The organism is Paracoccus sp. J56, from assembly GCF_019633685.1.
GTDB lineage: Bacteria > Pseudomonadota > Alphaproteobacteria > Rhodobacterales > Rhodobacteraceae > Paracoccus > Paracoccus kondratievae.
Genome location: NZ_JAFL01000018.1, coordinates 54841 through 70843, shown reverse-complemented (window position 1 = coordinate 70843; position 16003 = coordinate 54841). Strand labels below are relative to the sequence as shown.

20 protein-coding genes are annotated in these 16003 nt (G+C 56.5%); 3 read left to right on the top strand and 17 right to left on the bottom strand.

The annotated features are described in order from the left end of the window. The coding region (locus M511_RS13785; protein ID WP_176224555.1) for an ATP-binding protein at positions 1–164 on the top strand (164 nt) is incomplete at its 5' end. 111 nt (positions 165–275) lie between these two features. On the opposite strand, the gene M511_RS13780 is transcribed toward M511_RS13785, so the two are convergent. The 12 genes from M511_RS13780 to M511_RS13725 form a co-directional block, all read right to left on the bottom strand. Next, a complete protein-coding gene (locus M511_RS13780) occupies positions 276–587 on the bottom strand; it encodes a hypothetical protein (RefSeq protein WP_176224554.1) in 312 nt (103 codons plus the stop codon). Between the two features lie 36 nt (positions 588–623). Then, on the bottom strand, positions 624–782 hold the full coding sequence (locus tag M511_RS13775) for a hypothetical protein (protein ID WP_176224553.1): 159 nt from the start codon (positions 780–782) through the stop codon (positions 624–626). Positions 783–1397: 615 nt separating this feature from the next. Next, on the bottom strand, positions 1398–1592 hold the full coding sequence (locus M511_RS13770; protein WP_085502491.1) for a hypothetical protein: 195 nt from the start codon (positions 1590–1592) through the stop codon (positions 1398–1400). A gap of 152 nt (positions 1593–1744) precedes the next feature. After that, entirely contained in the window at positions 1745–2551 is an 807-nt protein-coding gene (locus M511_RS13765; protein WP_139824590.1) for a hypothetical protein, read from the bottom strand. 59 nt (positions 2552–2610) lie between these two features. Then, complete coding sequence (locus M511_RS13760; protein WP_139824589.1) at positions 2611–3036, bottom strand: hypothetical protein; 426 nt, start codon at positions 3034–3036, stop codon at positions 2611–2613. A gap of 404 nt (positions 3037–3440) precedes the next feature. Continuing rightward, entirely contained in the window at positions 3441–5990 is a 2550-nt protein-coding gene (locus M511_RS13755; RefSeq protein WP_085502488.1) for a phage tail tape measure protein, read from the bottom strand. A 17-nt stretch (positions 5991–6007) separates the two neighbouring features. Next, on the bottom strand, positions 6008–7660 hold the full coding sequence (locus M511_RS13750; protein WP_085502487.1) for a terminase large subunit: 1653 nt from the start codon (positions 7658–7660) through the stop codon (positions 6008–6010). After that, the gene (locus M511_RS13745; protein WP_085502486.1) at positions 7657–8064 is read right to left on the bottom strand and encodes a P27 family phage terminase small subunit; all 408 of its coding nucleotides are present in this window, start codon (positions 8062–8064) and stop codon (positions 7657–7659) included. Before M511_RS13745 ends, M511_RS13750 begins: the two co-directional genes overlap by 4 nt. Then, a complete protein-coding gene (locus M511_RS13740; protein WP_085502485.1) occupies positions 8061–8375 on the bottom strand; it encodes a phage head closure protein in 315 nt (104 codons plus the stop codon). Before M511_RS13740 ends, M511_RS13745 begins: the two co-directional genes overlap by 4 nt. A 1-nt stretch (position 8376) precedes the next feature. Next, positions 8377–8781 (bottom strand): tail completion protein gp17, encoded by a 405-nt coding sequence (gp17, locus tag M511_RS13735; protein ID WP_176224552.1) that lies wholly within the window; start codon positions 8779–8781, stop codon positions 8377–8379. An 8-nt stretch (positions 8782–8789) separates the two neighbouring features. Then, a complete protein-coding gene (locus tag M511_RS13730; RefSeq protein WP_085502483.1) occupies positions 8790–9245 on the bottom strand; it encodes an HK97-gp10 family putative phage morphogenesis protein in 456 nt (151 codons plus the stop codon). Then, entirely contained in the window at positions 9238–9555 is a 318-nt protein-coding gene (locus M511_RS13725) for a head-tail connector protein (RefSeq protein ID WP_085502482.1), read from the bottom strand. Before M511_RS13725 ends, M511_RS13730 begins: the two co-directional genes overlap by 8 nt. Positions 9556–9689: 134 nt before the next feature. Here M511_RS13725 and M511_RS13720 point away from each other — a divergent pair, with 134 nt between their 5' ends. Next, on the top strand, positions 9690–10496 hold the full coding sequence (locus tag M511_RS13720; RefSeq protein WP_085502481.1) for an HNH endonuclease: 807 nt from the start codon (positions 9690–9692) through the stop codon (positions 10494–10496). A 143-nt stretch (positions 10497–10639) separates the two neighbouring features. Next, a complete protein-coding gene (locus tag M511_RS13715; RefSeq protein ID WP_085502480.1) occupies positions 10640–11902 on the top strand; it encodes a RelA/SpoT domain-containing protein in 1263 nt (420 codons plus the stop codon). Between the two features lie 9 nt (positions 11903–11911). Here the strand turns inward: M511_RS13715 and M511_RS19250 are convergent, their stop codons facing one another. The 5 genes from M511_RS19250 to M511_RS13690 all read right to left on the bottom strand — a co-directional run bounded on the left by M511_RS19250 (position 11912) and on the right by M511_RS13690 (position 15943). After that, positions 11912–12064 carry an HNH endonuclease gene (locus tag M511_RS19250; RefSeq protein ID WP_240547639.1) on the bottom strand — a complete coding sequence of 51 codons (153 nt, stop codon included), beginning with the start codon at positions 12062–12064 and terminating at the stop codon, positions 11912–11914. 187 nt (positions 12065–12251) lie between these two features. After that, on the bottom strand, positions 12252–12869 hold the full coding sequence (locus tag M511_RS13705; RefSeq protein ID WP_085502478.1) for a phage tail assembly chaperone: 618 nt from the start codon (positions 12867–12869) through the stop codon (positions 12252–12254). Then, positions 12869–14419, bottom strand: coding sequence for a phage major capsid protein (locus M511_RS13700; protein WP_085502477.1), 1551 nt, complete (start codon positions 14417–14419; stop codon positions 12869–12871). The genes M511_RS13705 and M511_RS13700 overlap by 1 nt, the downstream gene beginning before the upstream one ends. Continuing rightward, the gene (locus M511_RS13695) at positions 14412–14738 is read right to left on the bottom strand and encodes a gene transfer agent family protein (RefSeq protein ID WP_085502476.1); all 327 of its coding nucleotides are present in this window, start codon (positions 14736–14738) and stop codon (positions 14412–14414) included. Before M511_RS13695 ends, M511_RS13700 begins: the two co-directional genes overlap by 8 nt. After that, entirely contained in the window at positions 14735–15943 is a 1209-nt protein-coding gene (locus M511_RS13690) for a phage portal protein (RefSeq protein ID WP_254901058.1), read from the bottom strand. The genes M511_RS13695 and M511_RS13690 overlap by 4 nt, the downstream gene beginning before the upstream one ends. Between the last annotated feature and the right edge of the window lie 60 nt (positions 15944–16003).

Sequence of the window (16003 nt, the reverse complement as noted above, 5' to 3'; positions counted from 1 at the left end):
CCCTGATCACCAGCAATCTGCCCTTCGATGAATGGACGGAAACCTTCGGTTCCGAGCGTCTCACCGGCGCGCTGCTCGACCGACTGACCCACCACGTCAACATCATCGAGATGAACGGCGAAAGCTATCGCCTCGCCAACAGCACAGCCCGTAAACAGCGCTGATCACCATAAAATATCTACCCACGATTGGCCCTAAGGGGCCAGTGCGCCATGGCTCGCGCCAGCTATGTGGCCAGCGCGCGCGCCATGGCGCACCCCCCAACTGGCCGGACTTTACGCCGCCGCCCCGGCCGACTTTTGCTCCGCCGTTGACAGGGCGCCGCGATCGTTGGTTACTATCGTGGCCTCGTCCCCAACCTTGACCACCACTTCGATGAACCCTCGCGAGCCCTTACCGGTCTGGACCGTCGTTGCATCCTCCACTCGGATCGAGCGGATCAATTCGCCCTCCTCTCGCGGCGCGAGATAACACATCGCGGACGTCACCTGCTCTCCACTAACCCGCGCCTGCGCCTTGGCGGCTGCGACAACCTTCGCCGCTTTGCGGCGAAACATGACTTGAACCTCGGGGATGCCGTTGACCATTTTTGACTCCCAGAATCAGTTAGTTGCTTCCTACGCTCAGGAGAAAAAATGGAGGTTCACATATCGGATACAGCACGGGCAGGCCAATTTCGCGGCCAACGGATAGGCGAACGGCAAATCCATGAACTGATCGGTATTGCCCGCGGCCTTCTCGCTGACGGTCACCTGAATGATGGAGAAATCAACTTTCTTCATCGATGGCTGGCCGCCGACGATGGGGCTCGGGTAAACCCACTGGTGTCATGCCTCGTCACGGTTAGCGCTATACCGCAGCCATGCAGTTAGCCGAGGCAGGATGTACGGACGCCGAGATCCAGTCAGTTACAGGGCACAAGACGCTGACGATGGTCCAAAAGTACCGCTCACAAGCAAATCAAAAGCAGGTCTCCAAGGCGGCTCAGAGTCGTAGAGAACAGAACAGGGACGGAACGTGATAGTGCTAAAACATGTGCCAAAACCCTTCGGCACAGGGTCAAATCCGTTGCCTATATACGCAAGATTGTGTATATTTTTCAATATGGTGCGGGTGGAGGGACTTGAATTCTGCCTAGAACACCTAAAATCAATTAGTTACGGGAACTTTTGTAACATTGTGACGCCCCTAAAAATGGGCTAAGTGACGTAACGTCACATGCAGAAATGGCGGGGGATTACCCCCGCCATTCCCGAAACAACTAACAATGTAGTGTCGCGCGGCAAAGAGTTTCCGCCACACCATGACGGGGTTGCAGGGCACTCGCCGTCTTGCCCGGCGCGTTTGTGGCAATGAGCCGGACCACCGGGCCGCGCCAGCCCAAACCTTTGCGCCATTCAGGCGGCGCAATCTTTCCTGATCGAATCCGGCCAGATATTTTCAGCCATCAGATTTTCACCTGCCAAAATCTCGGCAATTTCCCTCAAATCAGCCCGATCTTGCAAATGCGGGCCGATATAGGCTGATGCCAATGTTCCCCTGATTTGATCCCATTCAGCTTCCGGGATGTAAACAGGATCGTGTTTTTCCATAATTAAACCTCTTTGTCAGGACCGGGGATAATCTGGCATAAGCGATTCGGCAATTCAAGAGTCCCCCAAAGATTTTTTAGGTCAAGTTATTTGACTCACTATATAGGCATATAGGCAAATACCCAGATAGGCATGTAGGTATATGCCTATATTCATTTTGAATTGGCCTTTGCCGCTTTCGCCGCAGCGCGTTGACGACGCTTTTTTTCGCGCTCTCGTGCCCGGATATGCTCGGCCATCTCTTCCGGTGACATGCCGGTCAGGTCACTATTAGGTGTCTCACGTTTCTTCCGGCGTTTCGCGTTATATTCAGCCGAACGTTCTTTACGCCAAAGGTCGATCCTGTCGCGTTCCCGCACCTGTTTCGTATCCGCCTCTTTCATCGCTGTTGATTGCGCAACCCATGCGGCCTCTAATGCTCGCTTGGCTTCAATAGTCTCCACCGCGTCAGGGCCATAGACGCGCAAGGCATCATTATAAGCGCGTTCCGCTTCGATTCTGGTAAACACGGCCCGATCATATCGGCTTTTGCACATGGTAATATTCGGGCGGGGACGCCAAATGCCGCCGTAATCCACTATATCGCCAGTCATGGGTTGGCCGGGTGGTAGAAAGTCCCAGATAATTCCACGACGGTCTTTCTTTGTCCGATGCTGGTAGGGCGGTTCTGAAAAGTCCGGCCACGCAACATCCTTTATGAATAACGTTTCAGGCTTTTCCGTTTCAGGCTCGGGCGCGGCCTGTGGTTCCTCACTACCAACTTTTGCAAGTTCTGCGAGTAAATGAGATTCATAAGGGTTGAGTGCGAGAAATTCAGCGCAGATCATCTCGCAATCGGAATCGGGTTTCCCCGGCGTAGGTTGTTCAGGTTTGGTATCCAGTTCAGGACGAAATATTTCTTGAAGCTCTTCAATTGTGAAAAGCCCATCACATTCAGCTTGTAGTTTCGATAAATCCATGAAATAAGAATCTTAGTTAGGACTTGGGGAACGGCGGGCTTTACATAGCTCGCCGTTTTTCATTTTACGCTCGCGTCAATCTGATCCGCGATGTCGTTCAGGATGCTTTTGCTAGCGACGTATTTTCCAAGACCTTGCAGGGACTCAATGGCAAAGCCGGTGCCCGCTGCCCTTAACCGCACGATCTTGGTAGCGAGTGCTTTTTCATGACCTTGCGTGATAGCCCGAATTGACCGCGCCAGCTCTTTGGCTTCCTCGCGATCGGTATTCAACATCAACTCGCCAATCGTCATTCCGACATGGTTGTTGGTGTCGATTTCGATCGTCACGCCGGGGATGTCCGCCTGGATGGTGCCTTCCCCAACCTCACGGCGAATCCAATACGCGATAAGGTCGTTCACGGTCTTCAACCCGCGCGCGGCAATGATTTGCTGAATCTGGGTCATGCGCTCGGCGGGAATGCGGATAGTTGCTTTCTGTGGCATGAGTGCTCTCACATCTATTACTGGTGCACCAGTTATAGCAGAGAATGGGTTATGATACAACCCCACTGGTGCACCAGTAGAGGAAAATTTCTTCCCTTATCCAGGGGACGGTTGAGTGGGCGAAGCCCGCGAAGTCGAACCGGGACGGTCTGGGGAAGTTGTCCCGTTTTTGCACGTTTTATATAAATCTTAAGTAATCTTTTAGTTATAAAATAGGTTATATAAAACGTGCAAAAACGGGACATTTTTTGGTCCTGTCCCCGGCTAACCTCGGGGGCTTCCCCCCCCCCTCGCTTAGCTTAGGGGATAGATGAGACGGTTCCGGTTCGGCTTACGCCACACACTGCTCGGCTAATAGAAGCCGCCGTCCCGTGCCGTTGCGCGACATCGTTTTTTTTATCCTATCACCGCAACATGCCACCTGAACGCTTGTTGCGAGTTAGTTCATCACGAATCAGATTGCGCATAGCCTTTTCAGTCTCTTGAGAAATTTGCCATGCAAGGTCCGCATTCTGCTCCGGCGTTCCCCCAGTAGCGTTGACTTGAATGGTGGGCGCCAGATTGATGGATTGCGCCGCCGTAGAGCCACGCAGAGACTCACCAGCGGCCTTGTTGAGCTTCTGGGTGGCACCTACCAGCCCGCCAGAGGCATAGCCCCTAGCGCCCGATTTGGCGGCCCGGTGCATCGCGTCCAGATTGGCGGCACCAATGCGCCTCACGGCCTCCCTGGAAAAAACATACTCATTCGCATGAACGATGCCCGCGGGTTGGTATTTCGATCCCGGCCCGGTCCAGCCACCTTCCGCGAAACCGCCACCAAGCGCACCGCCAAGCGCACCGACAAGGCCCGATCCGGGTGCGCCAGACATGGCGAAACCACTGATTAGCTTCATAATTTGGCTTCGCAATAACTCTTTAGCGAGGTTGCGCAGGGCGCTCGCAAATGATTCTGAACCTTCCAACCCGGCCATAAACAGGTCGGTCAATGCGCTTGCGCCCTTGTCAATTTTGCCATTGGCGTCCTGCATTTCCTGCCCTGCCGCTCGCGCCTCCTCGCCAGCATTGGCGTAAGCCCTTGCGAGTCCGTCAATTTCCGCCTCAAGTCGCGGCGTGATTTGCTTCCCGGCCTCTTGCGCGGCGACAAGCAGCCTGGCTTTCGTCGCGGCATACCCCGAAACGTCGCCCAGCCGCTCGGTTGATGCGCTAACCGTCGCCAAAACAGTCGCCTCGGTTTGTAGGGCGTGGGTGCGCTTCTTGATTGCCTCGGCCTCGCGGGCAAATTCATCGATCTGCACATTTCCGGCACCAGCGCCGCCGCCACCGGAACGCCCCGCCCGATCAGCAGCAGCGCGGGCTTGTTCGGCGGCTAGTGCCGCTTGCGCCGCCGCCGTCGCTTCCTGATCGGTCAGAGTCGCACCAGCCTCGGCGGCACGCTTGCGCACGGCCTCTTTCTCGCGTTCCAGAGCAAGTTGCTCGCGCGTGGCGCTGTTGCGGGCTTGCTCGGATGCGGTGAAACGCTCATTCGCCTCGCGCATGGCGTTTAGGCTGTCCATCGAAGCCTGTTGCGCTGAATGTTGCTGGCGCAACGCCTCAAGCTGCTTAGTGCCGGGGTCCACACCCGCAGCCTTCGCAAGCGCCGTGGCAAGGTCGTTCGCCATTTGGGTGACGCTGGCAATGACACCCCCAAGGCTTGATACCTCGTTGCGCACCCCGCCAAAAGACACCCCATCCAGGTCATTTAGAGCGGCAAAGGCTCGACCAGCCTCTTGCTGAACATCCGCCAGCTTGGCGCTAAAATCCTCGGCCTCGATAGCCCCGCTCGCATAGTCCTGTGCCAGTCCCGCCAGCGCCCCCGAATACTGCCGGATCAGCGTTGCCTGTTCGCCATAACCGGCGGCGTCCAACTCGCGTTCCACATCTGCGAGGCGGTTGCTTGTCGCCATGGCCGCCTGTGCGAGATAATCGTATTCGCTTTGCAGGTGCCGAACATCTGCCGCATTCTGGTCAAGCAGGTCGCGGTTCTTGGCGAGCTCATCATAAAGCTCGTCACCCAGAATTGAACGGCCCTCGGCCTCGTCGGTAAAAATTTCATCCAGCTTTGCCCGAAAGTCGGCCAGTTCAACTCCCGCGTCGGCAATTGCCACAATTGCCCGTTTCCCGAAACTCTCGACGCGCGTGGTTAATTCCGTGAATTTCCGGTCAATCTCGACGGCGCGGTTGATCATTTCCGAGTCCAGCACGGCACCAACTTCATGCGCTTGGGCGATCGTGGCGGTTAGTGCAGCCTCACTCTGATTAGCGAGTGTTCCGAATTGCTCACCGGCACCGCCGAAAATTTCCTCTAACAGGAATGACCGCCCGGCTTGGTCAAAGTTTTTCAGCTTGCCAAGAATTTCAATTATGGCGGTAGTGGGGGCTTTCAGTTTCTCTTTAAGTTCCTCGGCGGAATAACCCAGTTTTTTGAATGCCTCGGCACCAGCGCCAGTATCATCTAGGAAAAACTCACCGGCGCGGATATGCAGTTCTTTAATGCCGTCCGTCAGGGCGTCAATGCTGATCCTGTTCTGGTCGGCAACAAATTTCCATTCCTGAAAAACGGTGGTCGAGACCCCAGATTTTTCAGCTTCGTTCTTAAGGTTTGCAACCTCTTTCGTAACGCCCGCAATACCGTGCCCAATCTGGTCAATGCCGCCAATGGCAACACCGCCCGCCAAGCCGCCAAGGAAAGCGCCGCCAATTCCTTTCAGCGATGCCGGAATGCCGTTGAATGCCTTTCCAATTCGGCCGCCAATACCTTCATACTCTGACGTGATCTTTTTAGCGTTTTGCCGGGCAATTTGCTCCATGCGCTTTGCGGCGCGTTGTTGCTGGACAATCGCCCGGTTAAAGTCTTTCTCCCATTTAGCAACATTTGCCTCAAGCTTGACCAACAGGCCAGTTTCATCAAGTGCCATGATTTAATCCTTACTCGTTATGCAACCAGTAGTCCTAGAATATCGTCGCGGGCGTAAAGCCCGCCTTGCTCATGGGCGGTAATTGCGCCGGAAACGGCCATACTTGCGGCAATAGCACCGTCAATGTGGCCGCGTTTCTGATCGGCTTTATCCATCCAGATCATGCCAGCCTTATTCGTGACCGCAGCAACACCGTCAAAGTGATTGCGTAGGATCGGGTGCCCATCATGCCGGATCAGGCGTCCATTTACGGCGCGGATAAGTTCGCCGTTGGCTGGTCCCATGGTTGCCGAACCTTGGCGCATTTCAACCATGGGAATGCCATCTGCCAGCAGTTCCGCAGCGGTAGCGCGAAACCGCCAAGGGTCATAGCGCACCTGTCGCACGTCATGCCGGGCGCAAATTTCCTTAACCACCTGGGCAACAGCCTCTTGCGTCACCACCGGGCCGGGCACCTCAATCAAATACCCCTCATTTACCCATTGGCGATAAGGCACCTGCTCCAGCCGCTCGCGCTCTTCCAGCCCTTCAGATTGCACAAAGAACCAAGGCTTAATTGTAATCTGCCCGGCATACTCGCCACTATCGTGCCGCCATGCTGCGACGATAGCCGCAAGGTCGCCGCTTTGGGCATAATCAACGCCTAGATAGCAGGGGAATTGCTCAAGGTCAGTTTCGTAATCGACACGCTGGCCGTTATCATCAATTTCAACCTCGAAAGCGCCCGCGTCATATGTCTCAAAATTGAATAGCGGTGAAGTTGAATTACCAAGCCATTCATTCAAGGCAAATTGGCGGAAAGCATAACATTCAATGGGGTCATGCTGCGCGGTAATTGCATCTTCGCGCATTTCATCCAAGAGGGGATAACCATATCTCAATCCGGGGTTGACCTTATGCCAAACGGCTTCATCAAGCCAATCGTCGCCCTCTTCCGGTTCAAATATGATCGGTAACTTTGATGGGTTTGCGATCTTACCCAAAGCAATATCCCGAAACATGGAATACCGCTCATAGGCAAAGCCATGCCTGCCCCGTCCCGCCGTAGTGCAGGTTACGAATAGCGCGCCACGTTTTCTGCGACCGGAATACATCGCTTCCCATAGCTTGCGATTCTTCCAGATATGGACCTCATCGCACATAACAAAGGTGGGGCTAGTGCCATGGAATTTGTCACCATCCGACGTGGTTGTTTCCAGAATGGAGCCATCTAAATGACTTTGAATGGATTTGGCACCAATTTTTGGGTTATTAACACTCACCGCGTTAGACAGGTTCTTATCCATTCGGATAATTCCCAATGCTTCGAGAAAACCAATCTCGGCCTGCTTGCGATCTGCCGCGCAAAAATATGCCTGCCCTTGTGGAACAGCTTCGGGGCCGATCAGGTGCAGAATTGACAAGGCGGCTGCAAGGGAAGTCTTTCGGTTTCCGCGCGGGATTTGCAACCAGACATCTTTTACAATGCGTGTCCCATCCGGGTGCCGGGGGCCGTAGATGCGGCGAACAATCCGCTCCTGCCACGGGTCAAGCTGGAACGCAAAGCTCGGCAATGAGCTTTGCGGATGCGACAGCGCCCGCAGGAATTGCACGGCCTGTTCGCCGTATCCGAAAGGGTCGGGGATAGGCGAGTTGTCAAAAACCCAATGCGGATAGGCGCTGGCGCTCATCGGCGGAAACTCAAGGGGTTCGGGCGTGCGCTTTGATCGGCCTCGGCATCAGCGACAGCACCTATACGGGCGCGGCTGGTCGGCGTCAGGCCATATTCGGCGGCAAGCTGGCGCGCGGTCTGCATGTAGCGGATTTGCAGCCCGCCCAGCCGCAGATCGGGCAGACCACCGGCCAGCGCCATCGCCTCGCCGATCTGGCGCGCGGCACCGGCAGCAGCGCAATAGGCTTCCACGCCTGCCAGATCGGCCTTGGTGATCACACCGCGCGCGACCAAGAGCGGCAGGACGCGCCGCCATTCCGCTTTTGCATGGGGTGCCAGATAAGCCGGTGCCGGTGGTGCCTTGGTCAGCGCCTCGGCATCACGGCCAAGGGCAGGCTTCACGCCGCGCAGGTGCTTGCTCATGCCGCGATCACCCGCAGTTCAAGGCCACGCCTGCGCCCGATCTCGGCCAGCCCGACGATATTGTAAGCCTTGCCATCCATCACCAGCCGGTCGGCGGTGGTGATCTGCGCCAACGGATAGCGGATCAGGAACACGGCCTTGCGGTTGTCCATCTCGCCCGGGCCGGTCAGGAACTCCGTGGTGGTGGCGTCCTTGATCTCGGCCTTGCAGGTCAGGACCGGCAACCACGTCTCGCGGGCATGGCCGTAATCATCGACCAGCACCGCATTGCGTTCGATCTGAATGCGGTTCGTCAAACGTCCTGCGCGCATCTTAGCGCCTCCACCGCAGCGCCGCGCGCAGGCTGATCACCGCATGGGCGCAGGACAGCGCCGGGTCAGGATCGGGCACCCATGCCATAACCGGGCGTTCCCAGCGGTCGATCTCGGCACCAGCCGGGCGCGGTGCATCCATCAGCGCCAGCATGGCGGCAGCCGTGATCTGTTGCGCGACGGCAGCGTGATCGGCGGCAGTCCAGATATGCAGCTTCATGCTGGCCTCGGCCACCACCTGACCGCCAGACGCATGGCCGAGGATACGGACCTCGGCGGGCGTCATGATCACGCAGGGCATGGCCTCGGGCCGGGCAAGGCCAGTGCGGATTCGCTCGGGCGTGATATGCGCGGCAACGCCGGGTGCGGCGATCAGCGCCAGCCGCACCGCGCGTTGCAGTTCCATGTCGGGCGTCATTGGCTGGCCTCGCGGATCGCACGGCGCAGCAGCCGGTTAATGCGCTGTTCGAGGCGCTTGCGGTTCAGCCGCCATGCCGGGTTGAAGAACGGTTGCGCGGGCATGGTGCCGGTCGTGGTGCCGTCCTTGTGCAGCCGGTGCGCGGTGCCGCCCTCGACAAGATGCGCGTGGCGGGCATCACTGTCGCCTGCCGTCACCAGCACCTCAAATTCGCCAGCGGTGCGCTGCCCGCCATCGGTGCTATGCGGCGGGGTGGTCTCACCGGGTCCGGTGACGTGAATCGACTCGATCAGATCGCCCGTGCGGCGGGATGCCTCGGCCAAGCTGCGCGCATCATTAGCAACCTCATTGCCAGCCGCGACCAGAGCCGGGCGCAGGACCGGCGCAACGGCATCGCGCATCGCTTGCAGCTTCCGGGTCAGTTCCTTGGAACCTTGCAGCAGATCAGCCATTGGCGGCTTCCTCTGCCTCGGGGATGTAGCCGACAACCTGCCGTTTGATGCCGGACAGCAGATCGGTGACGCCGAAAGGAAGCTGATAGGCCGAGGCAAAGGTGACGGCCTCGCGCGCCTCATACTGATGCGCGATCAGCATAAGCGCCGCTTGCAGCATCAGCACGTTGTCAGGGTCGAAAGGCAGGCCGGTATAAGACGCAACCCATGCCTCGGCCACGTTGCCGTAATGGGTCAGGATTGCGTCGTCGGCAGTCTCATCGGGCAGAAAGTTCAGATGCGCCCGCACAAGGGCAGCAGGGATCGGCATAACAGGTCACTCGATCTACAGGCATTTTTAAATGTTATAATATAACATGCAAGAATATTCAAGGATTCAACGGACTTCTGATTGAACAGACGATCCACACCAGATTAGATGTCGAGCAAAGGAGCGAGGTTTCTATGACTTGGGGTTTTGTCGAAGGACAGATTTACAACCGGCGCGCCGACATACACGCGCGCTTCCGCGGACAAATGCAGGGCGGCATCATCACCCCGGCAGGTGCCGGTATGCCGATCATCATCATCACCGGCGAAGAGGGTCATACACACGGATACGCGGATCGTCTACGTGAAGACGGCGTGTTTGAATACTTTGGAGAGGGCCAGCGGGGCGACATGCAGATGGTTCGCGGGAACGCGGCTATTCAAAGCCATGCGTCAGAGGGTCGCGACCTTTTACTCTTTCGCAAGCAGAGACAGGGCCTTCGCTATCTGGGCCAATTCATCTTTGAAGCCTCTCACACGGAGTTGGCTCCCGATACTGAAGGGTTGATGCGCAACGCGATCGTTTTCGAACTCCGGCCCTTCGAAGCGGTGGCCGGCGTTCCCGACGATGTAACGGCAGACGACACCGCCGGCGATCTTGCTGATTTGCGCAGGCGCGCCATTGAGGCATCACGCTCAATTCCAGCGCAAGGTCAGAGGCTCGCAACCGTCTACGAACGAAGCAAGCTAATCTGCTCCTATGTGTTTGCGCGGGCCAACGGGACTTGCGAGTTTTGTAGCTCTCCCGCACCGTTCCTACGCGCAAACGGTGTCCCATATCTGGAAGCGCACCACATCCACAAGTTGACCGACGGGGGGCCGGACGATCCGCGCACCATGATTGGTGTTTGCCCGAATTGTCATCGTCGCGCGCATTCTGCCGCCGATCGCGATCAGGTCAACGCGGACATGCTTCAGGCAGTCCAGACAAGAGAAGCGTAGTGAAAAAAAGTTATATTCCGCCTGTCTTGCGCGCGCCTCCCCCCGCCGGTTCCCGAGATGGTGCGAAAGTTCGGGCATACCCCGGCCTCAATGTTGACTAGAGAAGATTAACGTGGCCTTGTCAAAAAAAGAGGAAACTATGTATGGCATCAAAGACCAAGATCGACAAAGCCGGCCGCTATCTCAGTGACCCAAAGCGGGACTACGATGAGGAGATGCTTGAGCTTGAGTTAATATTTGATGAATATCGAAAAGAGCATCTGGAACCCCTTACGAGGCTGACGCTAGAATTGCAAGGGTGGCTGCAAACTCACGGACGTAAATACTACATCGCCCAACGCCTCAAGCGAAAGCCTCAAATCCTAAGAAAGTTGAACAGATTCAGCGTTCGCTTGACCCAGCTTCAAGACATTGGCGGCTGCCGCATAATCGTGGACAGCAATTCAGATGTTGATGAATTATATTCATACATATCCGGAAAACTCAAGGAGAGCGCATTTGCAACAATCCTGCGGGTCACCGACTATCGTGAGAAAGGGCGGGACGATACTGGATATAGAGCCCTGCACGTTATTCTTTCTGTTTCGGGAAGAATGCTTGAGTTGCAAATCAGGAGTCAAATTCAACATTACTGGTCCGAAAGCATTGAGAGAACATCCGTTATATATGGCCATCGACTCAAGGAGAAAGAGGGCGACTCCTGTGTAATTGACTATTTCAAGGAATTTTCAAACGCATTGCATGAGATAGAGATTTATAAGAGGCTTGATGCGAAGCAAGAGATAATGCTTCAAGAGAAGCGCGAGCTGGCCGAGGCTATAATCTCGATGGCAATCAAATCCGGGCACCTTTCTGGATTTGTGAATCAGAGCGTTATCAGATCAATGGCCAGCGCAGAGAACAGCCATAACACCACGTTCAACAATTGGATTCTTGTGTTTGACTGGACGGACGGGAACTTTGTGACTTGGGAAATGGTGAGTAGAGACCCACAGGCCGCGGTGGATTGCTATTTACGGTATGAATCGGAGTTCCCCGAAGATGAGCGGAAAGAAGTGGTAATGATTGGAACGTCTAGCATTGAGACGGTGCAGCATACACATAGCCACTACTTTGGCATTGATCATCACAATGATGCTCTTGAAAACATGGAATCATCGATTATAGGGCTGTCGCGTCGCAGCAAGATTGATGTTGGCGCGCGGCGAATATTGATGACCATGAAGAACCGGACGTTCTGGGGGCCAAAAAAAGTTGCCGTGTCCACTCTAAAGAATCACTTCTGCAGCGGAATTGCCAGCTTTGATCATTCACTGGAGGAATTGAGAAGCCTGGGAATTATTATTGGAAGCGATCCCATATCGCTAGACCTCAAAAAGAAGCCATTTATAGAGGAGCTAATCTAGCTCAGTGCATCAGCACCCATTAAAATATCTTTCAAGCCTCTGCTTCACGCTACTATGACAACCAGTGCATAGCGCCTGCCAGTTGTTCCAGTTCCAGAACAGCGCCTGGTCGCCGCGATGGGGTCGTATGTGATCGACAAGGGTCGCGTCGGCACCGCACATAGCGCAACAGGGGTGCAGCCGCAGGAATTCGGCCCGTGCCTTTTCCCATTTACGGGAATAGCCGCGTTGGCGGCTGTTCGGGCGGGTAGCGTCATGCCGGCGCTTGCGTTCAAGCTGGCGCTGCACTTGGCAGGCACAAAGGACGCCATGAGGCACGATAGCACCGCATGAGCAAAGGCGATGAGGTTTAGGCATTGTGGCGGGCTTTCAGAGCGCGAAGGGCTTGGCGATCAAAGGTAGGATCGTATCCTAGTTCCTCGACCTCTTTCAGCCGATCAGGGGTGTAAGCGGTTGATGAGCCGGTCTTAAGCTGATGATTGCCGGTGGTGTTCTCGATTGCTTCCAGCCGTTCGAGATGCCCTTTAAGAACGGCCTCAATCTCTGCCGGTGATGCCTGCCAAATTTCGGAAGGGGGCCATTGCAGGATAACCGTAGCAAACCGGAAGAGTTCATCCAGATACTCACCCAGGGTGATCAGCTTACCGTCATGTGCTTCCCCCTCATCCGGTTTCGGAATCAGGTTGCGCAACAGGTCGAGGCAGGCCGCTTGCGCATGGCCGGTGAATGACGCAAGCGGCCTGTTAGACAGCGACGCCAAGAGGGAAAACGCCGCTGCCCGATCCGTGGCGGTGGCGAGCAACACCCCACGGATTCCGGTATAGGTCTGGCGCATGACCGAATCCCATGCGCCGGGAATGCCGCCGGGCAGATCGTCCAAGGCGACAGCAGCCCGCAGGGACGCCCTAAGCGTCACGGCATGGTTGCCGTGGCGCAGGGTCGTTTCATATGCGGGTGCCAGGGCCATCAGACGGTCATCACCAGCTTGCGGAACGCGGTCGGGCGGATCACATCAGCGCCGACGCGGCGGCGGGCGTGATAGCGTATCAGGCCGTTGACCCGCACGCTGTAGGGATCAGCGAGGATCGACAGCGACAGCCGGTCATAAATCCGATAGCCGCGCCTGAAGTCCCCGAAGATGATCGGCTGTGCATCCTCGGCAATATCGGGCATATCCACGGCCTCAATCACCGGGCGGCCAAGGATGGTTTCCGGCTGGCCCGCCTGATAGCTCGGCTGCCATAGATAGTTGCCGTGGCCGTCTTTCAGGGTGCGCACGGCGGCAAGCGTGCTGCCATTCATCACCCAGGTGCCCGCGCTGCGATAGGTCGCAGGCAGAGCATACATCAGCGCGATCAACGCGTCAGGGTTGATGTTCGCAGCGTGGCCGTTGCTGGTAGTGGCAATGTCGGCATTCGCCATGAAGCCCGAAGGTTCCAGCCCCGTGGCACCGTTGACGAAGGCTGCGCTTTCCTTCTGTCCGAAATCCTCGGCCAGCGCCAGATTGACCTCCGACAGCACGTTGGCACTGTCCTCGGCCAGTTGTAGCGACAGGTCTACGAAGGTGGCGATTTCCTTCACGTCAATCTCGGCCTGATCAAAGCCCGGCTCACTGCCGGTTCGGGTGGTGGTCTCACCAACCCAGACCGCATTCGTCACGCTGGTGCGGTGTGGCAGGATGATCTTGGCCGCTGAGGTCAAACGCACATCCGCAATCTGACGGACGGGTGAGAACTCAACCAGATTGCGGATAAACTCGCTCTCGATCTGTTCAGGTGCAAGGACATGGTTTGCCGTGTCGCTGGCCGTGGTCAGCGCCTTCTGGTCGCGGTCGCCGGTGCGCAGATACTCAATGAAAGCCTTCTTGGCTTCCGCGCCTTCATCGCGGGTAGCGATTGCCGGTGCGCCGGGGCGGTTCGCCTTGGCTTCCAGCTTGTCCAGCCGCGACAGCACGGCATTCAGCGCCTTGGCGTCGATCTGGGCGGCATCATTGGCCGGGGTCTTGGTGTCGGCCTTCTGGGCCAGTTCTTCATTTTCCATAAAAATTTCCTCGTTAACGGGGTTGGATTTGACGGCACTAATCCGCGCCTCTGGATGCTTGGGGTTTTTACAGATTGAGATTTCGTCAAGCGGAACCTCGACAAAATGCCTTCCCCCGTTCGGCATTCGTCTATACAGGGCGTTATTGAAGCTGATGGACAGCCCCTTAATCACGCCGTTCTTTAGATACCTGTGTGCAGATTTGGCACCGCTAATTCCTTCAACGAATAACCGGCCTTTTACCTCCAGACCTTTTGCCGTTTCGGTGATGGTATCCCAAACGCCAATAGCCTTTGACCGATCATGCTCAAGGCAAATTGGCAGGCTCGGTGGAATGATAAATGCGCCCGGTTCAATGGTATCTCCGACAGCATCGGGACCAGAGAACGGCCATGCAATTCCGGTAATCTCGCCAGTATCGGTAACGGCAAGTTCCGCCTTAGTTTCAAGCCGGTTGAGTGTTTCAAGATCAGCCATCGGCCTGCACCTCATCAGCACCAAGCCAGCGGGCGGCCAGAATGGCGGTGGCGATCGGCAATATCTCGGCAACCGGGCGATTGCGGGCGTAGGTATGAACCAACCGGGCGGCTTCCTCTGGATGCGTGCCCGCGCCGATCAGGCCAAGCCGGATCGTCTCGGAAATATCGGCCAGCATAAACGCATGGGCGGTCAGGCGCTGGAATAGAACGCCGATTCCGGTTTGGGTTTTGGCCTCTAGTTCCTGCACCATATCGTCGGTTAGGATGAACGGGCGTTCCTTGTCGCCGAAGAATGCTGTGACAGTGATGTCGCTCATGCTGCAGGGCCTTCCTCATTAGCAGGCGCGGGCGTTCCGCCCGTGATGTATGGGTTCAACAGTTCATCGCCGCCTTTCATGGGTGGAAGGTTCAGCCCGGCCCTGACCTCGTTCGGGGTCATGGCGCGCATGGCGACATATTGTGAATAAGCGGTGGCCTGCTCCGCAAAGCTCACGCTCATCAGGTCTTTGGTTTCGGCCTCGATATAAAGACCCTTGCGTTCTTCCGGTGATAGCAGGACGCGGGCATATGCGGCCTGCCAGCGTTTTAACCATGGGCGAAGGGTCAGCGTAAGGAATTGCTGGCCCATTTGTTCCGTGTTGCTCCACGTTCCGCGCGATAGTTCGAAAAGCATGGTTGGCGGGACGCGAAAGGCACGGGCTATCTCGCGAATTTGCTCAACCCTGTTGTCGAAAAACTCCGCGTCCGTGTTGCTGGTGGAAAGTGGGTGATATTTCGCACCACGGTCAAGAATGGCTGTGGAGCCGGATTTAAGCTGACCCCATCCGGCAACGATCTTTTCTGCCTCGGCGGGTTGTAGACCTCCCTCAAACCCGATGTAACCAGAGGGGCGGCCAGATTGCGCAAACCAATCCCCAAGGTGCTGTTCAGCCGCCAACGTAAGGCCAATGGCTTCGCGGGCATGGGCGATCGGGGAAACGCCGTCCAAGGTGCTGATATGCAGCACATCGGTATAGGGTAGCACGGTCTCGCCACCACCTTTCAGGCGGATACGATAAAAAGGTTCGCCATAATCGTCGGTTTCGATCGAAACCGCGCCGGGGTCGATTCGATGCAGTTCAAGGGGTTGGCCGATGCCGTTGCGCACCACCTGGGCAAACCCATGCCCGGTTAGCATGGCATCGCGGGTAAGCTGTTCCCGCAGTTCCTCGGCGCTGGTCCAAGGGTTCGCCTCGCCGTGGATTAGCTTATAGGCCGGATGATCCTTTTGCGCCTCGCGCGTCTCACGGTCATACAGCTTGAATGGCAGGTTTCCGCAGCCCTCCGAGATAAGCCCAATGGCGCAATTGACGGCGGGAACGCGCAGGGCGGTTTGGGCAGTGATGGGAACACCAGATCGGGTAAGCGTGATCCCGAACAGGTGTGACAGATCGGGGGCGGCTGGCGTGACAGCTTTTTGTTCAATGGTGCCTTGCCGGAACAGCCCGGCAAGGCGCTTTGTGATACTGGGCAACGGTGACACTCGCAAACATCTGACGTGTTATAATGTAACACATTTACAGATCATTACAAGTGCTCATGT